The 2,945-nt window shown below is 39.7% G+C and carries 5 protein-coding genes; 2 read left to right on the top strand and 3 right to left on the bottom strand.

The genetic code is table 11. The features are described from left to right. A partial coding sequence (locus N2692_03050) for a hypothetical protein (GenBank protein MCX8016244.1) occupies nt 1-347 on the top strand: 347 nt, incomplete at its 5' end. Nucleotides 348-470: 123 nt separating this feature from the next. On the opposite strand, the gene N2692_03045 is transcribed toward N2692_03050, so the two are convergent. The 3 genes from N2692_03045 to N2692_03035 form a co-directional block, all read right to left on the bottom strand. Next, a complete protein-coding gene (locus N2692_03045; protein MCX8016243.1) occupies nt 471-854 on the bottom strand; it encodes a hypothetical protein in 384 nt (127 codons plus the stop codon). Beyond that, on the bottom strand, nt 835-1,545 hold the full coding sequence (locus tag N2692_03040; protein ID MCX8016242.1) for a hypothetical protein: 711 nt from the start codon (nt 1,543-1,545) through the stop codon (nt 835-837). Before N2692_03040 ends, N2692_03045 begins: the two co-directional genes overlap by 20 nt. Nucleotides 1,546-1,755: 210 nt before the next feature. Further along, on the bottom strand, nt 1,756-2,175 hold the full coding sequence (locus N2692_03035) for a hypothetical protein (GenBank protein ID MCX8016241.1): 420 nt from the start codon (nt 2,173-2,175) through the stop codon (nt 1,756-1,758). 173 nt (nt 2,176-2,348) lie between these two features. Between N2692_03035 and N2692_03030 the strand changes: the two genes are divergently transcribed. Next, nucleotides 2,349-2,945: hypothetical protein (locus tag N2692_03030; protein ID MCX8016240.1), on the top strand; the 597-nt coding region annotated here is incomplete at its 3' end.

Raw genomic sequence — 2,945 nt, 5'->3', positions numbered from 1 at the left:
TTCCTGACAAGGGCCAGGTCACGGTCAGATATTACGGCCTCTACGCCAATGCCCATCGGGGGAAAGTCAAGAAGGCAAGCCTGGGGCTTTTCCCCCTCCGGATACTCGAGGAGGAACTCCAACCCGTCCCCGCCAAGGGCTGGGCAGAGATGATCCGTAAGGTCTATGAAGTCGATCCTATGATCTGTCCTCAATGCGGCGGACAGATGCGCGTCATCGCTTTCCTCACAGCCTCCGCCGTGGTCGACAGAATCATCGACCACTTGAAGCTGACTTTTGTCGCCGATAAGCCTCCGCCGCAGATTGCTTATCAGCAAGTTCTGATGGCCGCTGAGTCCCCGACTTAATATTTTTCGTGATTTTCTTCTTCCCCAGCATGAGAAGTCTGGCTGATTTCCGGCGCTTTCGGCCTTGCCCCAGATTCCCGGCTCGCCCTCCGCTTTTTCTTGCCCAGCTTGACATCCGCCAGCCTAGGTTTTATCATTTCTCACGACGGGTCGAGGCAATTTTGGTGGCTGAATACTCACCTGGCCGACGCGCCAGAAAAACGAAATTCCTATGATTCCTCGTCCTTTTTCCAACTTAAAAACATTCAACCAAAACCAGTTTTCAACATAAGGAGTATTCACTTTTCTTTTTGGTATTCTTCCTGTATACCATTTTGAAGATTTTACCTGAAAAGTCAGTGATTTTTTTGAGTTCATATTATAAAGAATTAAATCAAAACCTTTTTGCTGCCTGCTCATAGGTATAGCAATAGAATAAACTTTTTTCTTAAAAATATCTTGGAGTTTTGCTGCTATTTGATACTCTGAAAAAGGTAAAGTAAATATATTATCCAGCACAGCCCCCATTATGATTTTTAAGTCCAGTTAGATTAATTAATGTTTCAAAATTAATCCAACATATCTGTTTTTTGTATTTTGGATAAACATCCTTTTTAAGAGAAACTTTATTGAGTTTTTTTTCAAATTCTAAGATTGGATTTTTGGAATCCTTCGTTATTATTAAAAAATACACATCATTTGTTTTTTGTTCAAATTTTTTTATATATTCAAAAACTACTTTTACACCATCTTTTAATTCAAGGGTTCTGTTTTCTTTCTTGTTGTTAGGATTTATTGCTCTTATTATTGTCTTTTGTGGATCCTTGAAATAATGATGCAGCATCCTCATTTTCAATTCAATTTGATTATTCAAACTGGAACTTTTTTTTAAATTGCAACTTTCTTCTGCGTTTTCATTTGTTTTCGCTTCAATAAAAATTAGTTTTTCTTCAATTTCATTTTTTAAATATAGTAGTCCATCAGGGCAACCAAAACCTCGAAACCCTAAAACTAATTCTGTAAATATGCTTATTTGGGACGGCTTAAAATTCTTAAGCGGATTATTTTTATTCTTATCTTCAATTAAACCTATGAACTTATTGATATTATCTTTGTCTTCTGTTAACCACTTTAACATTAAAAAAGAAATTACGCCTCTTTCACTATAACATTCAAATGTAATATTATCTGGATATTTTTTAAAATATAAATCAGCCATTATTCGCCTCTTTTTAAACCCTAAACGCTCTATGAATATAATATTCGTAACTATTTCAAAAGTAAATCGGGAAAGCCGTTTTACAACCTTTCCAGTTCCTCTTTCAACTGCTCATCGTTTATGTGCGTGTAAATCGCTGTGGTCTTCACATCCCGATGCCCAAGATAGTTCTTTAACCCTATCAAAGCCCCCCTATTGAGAAATCGGACGTCAAACGAGTGGCGAAGCGTGTGCGGGCTGATGCGCTTGGTTATCCCAACCGCTTTTGCCAACTGCATATAAATCAAGGTTAGTAGCCAATAAGGAGTTTTTGATATCTATCATATTCTTGTGGTGGTCTTGTTTGAAAGGGTCAGAAAAGTCAGGTAAATTTTTAATTAATTCATAGATTCTTAATCCTTCTTCTGTGAGTGCGATTTTTAATACTTTGCCAGATTTTGTTGGTATTTTAATTAAACCTAACCCTACCATAAAATCAACTGTCCAATTATCTAAATTATTTGGGTCTTCAACTTTACCCCTTATAGATGTAGTAAACTGGTTATTCTTTATCCGTTTAATATAATTAAGAATTCGTCCTAATGGAGCAGGGCCGGAAATTAGGTATTTTGGGTCAAGTTGTTGAGACATATTTACCTCCCTGTAGATTAAATAAATTTTATAGATTTTTACTAATAAGATAATTCTTATCCATTTATTAGTAATTTTGGTTTTAAACCCCCTTTGGACCCCAAATATGGCTATTCTGGGCGGCCAGGACAAGGCAAGAATAATCATATCTGGAAAAGAGAGCGTTTCTTGTATTGATTTTTGTATCCTGTCTGATTTTTTTATTAATTTCGCCAATCGAGACGGCCCCCATTAAAAATATACCTGATCCTGAAAAGCCGGGGCCGTATGCTGTTGGGTTTACATTTCTAATGCTGACCGATGTCAGCCGGGATAACCGTCCAATTGCCGTTTATATCTGGTATCCGGCTAATCCATCCAGCATATCTGGAAGTACACCGCGGGCGTCATACCCTCTCGATCCTTACAATTACATGGGTTGGCCAAGTTCGAGCTCGGCCGACTGGGAAGCCTACGGTTTCGACGGGGCTTATGAAGGTTTAGATGTCTCGGCAGACAAGCCTTTCCCGCTCGTCCTGTTTTCGCCCGGCTGGAGTTGCCCAGCCTGGTTTTACCTGTACCTTCTTCCTCGGGTAGCCAGCCATGGCTACGTGGTGGCCGCTCTGACACACTATAACGACTGGTTCCTTCCCCTGGAACCCTATGACCATATCGCCCTAACAGCCTTGAATCGGCCGCTTGACATTTCTTTCACCCTGACTGACTTGCTGGCAAAAAACGCGACTCCCGGCGATCTTTTATTTAACGCCATCAATCCTGACCTTATTGCC

The organism is Patescibacteria group bacterium (assembly GCA_026415775.1).
Classification (GTDB): domain Bacteria; phylum Patescibacteriota; class Minisyncoccia; order UBA6257; family JAAZHW01; genus SKW32.
Note: the sequence above shows the minus strand (reverse complement) of the source record. Positions and strands in the feature narration are given on the sequence as shown.